Source organism: Clostridium celatum DSM 1785, assembly GCF_000320405.1.
Classification (GTDB): Bacteria; Bacillota; Clostridia; order Clostridiales; family Clostridiaceae; genus Clostridium; species Clostridium celatum.
Window position 1 is genome coordinate 1 of record NZ_KB291604.1, and the last position, 1,277, is coordinate 1,277.

The following is a 1,277-nucleotide window of genomic DNA, read 5'->3' on the forward strand; positions in this document are numbered from 1 at the left end:
GAATCAGTTAAGCTGATATGAAAAAATAGCTTGATTTTTCATAGAATTGCTCGCTCTTTGAAAATTATATAAGTTTAAAAGTTTTATTGCATGGCTAATAAGGCTGCAATAAAATTGATTTTTTGCAGGTTAAATAAAGGTATTAAGTTTAATTAAGCTGCTGAGAACCAAGAGTTTTTAGCAAAGCTATCGCTAGCGAATCCAGCAACTTCTGCTGGAGTACAGTTATTTAATGATCCATGTGGTCTAATAAAATTATAGTGAAAGATAAATAAGTAAATTAGGTTATTAGCTTTATCAAAAGAGTTAAATCCTTTTTTAGCTTTATACCAAGCTTTAAATGTCTTGTTAAATGATTCTATTAAGTTATTATTTACGTCACTAGACATTGGAGCTACAGGTAAATGTTCAGTATTTGGCAATACTGTAGCGACAGCTTCATTATACGAAGGTAATCTATCGGTTATAAAGTAAGTTGGTTCACCACAAGTTTTGGCCTCATTTATTAGTATATAAGCAGAATCAGAACTTCTAGACTTAGTTAGATGAAATGCTAGAATAAATCTAGTTTCAGAATCAATAGCTAACCATAGATAGTATCTTTCACCGTTAATAAATACTACCGTTTCATCAGCGTGCCAATCGTCAGATTGTAAGTTTAAATTAGCTTTAAATTTATCAGCTTTCTGTTTAAAGAAAGGTGCAAATTTATTAGTCCAACTTGCTATAGTAACATGGGATACCTTAATACCAGAGTTAATCATCAAGAATTGAGAAATAGCTCTTGTTGATGAATTATTTAAAAAGTATAGTGGTAAATGCAGTTAGTATTACATGTAGCGGAAAACGCATTCCTTTCATTGAAAGGGAACCACTAACTAATTCACTAGAAGCTGTATCAATATTGGTGGTGTGATGTTTTACTATTATGTGATTACACTTCTTGTTATTGCACTTATAGCGATTGTAATGTTTATATGCATGATGTAAGTAAGTTCCCTTACCGCATCTAGGACATTTAGGATTATTAAGTTTAGGACGTCCGTCACCGTCGCCTATGGCGAATTGGCGTTTACACTGCTTACATTGATACTTTTGTTTAGCCTGCTTATTCATACCAAACTTATATAGTTTATCAGAATTACAGCGTGGGCATTTTATATTAGTTTTGCTCATTGTTCTTCTCTCCTTTTCAAAGGGGGTATTATTTAGTCTCGCAAACTTATTGTATTTCCTTAGGTTGAGAAGAGCAATGTTCATATAACTTAACAGATCGA

The 1,277-nt window shown here is 32.2% G+C and carries 1 pseudogene; it reads right to left on the minus strand.

Features of this window, described 5'->3' with window-relative positions:
• Positions 1 to 152: 152 nt before the first annotated feature.
• Positions 153 to 1,176, minus strand: a pseudogene (locus HMPREF0216_RS01260) (IS6 family transposase).
• Between the last annotated feature and the right edge of the window lie 101 nt (positions 1,177 to 1,277).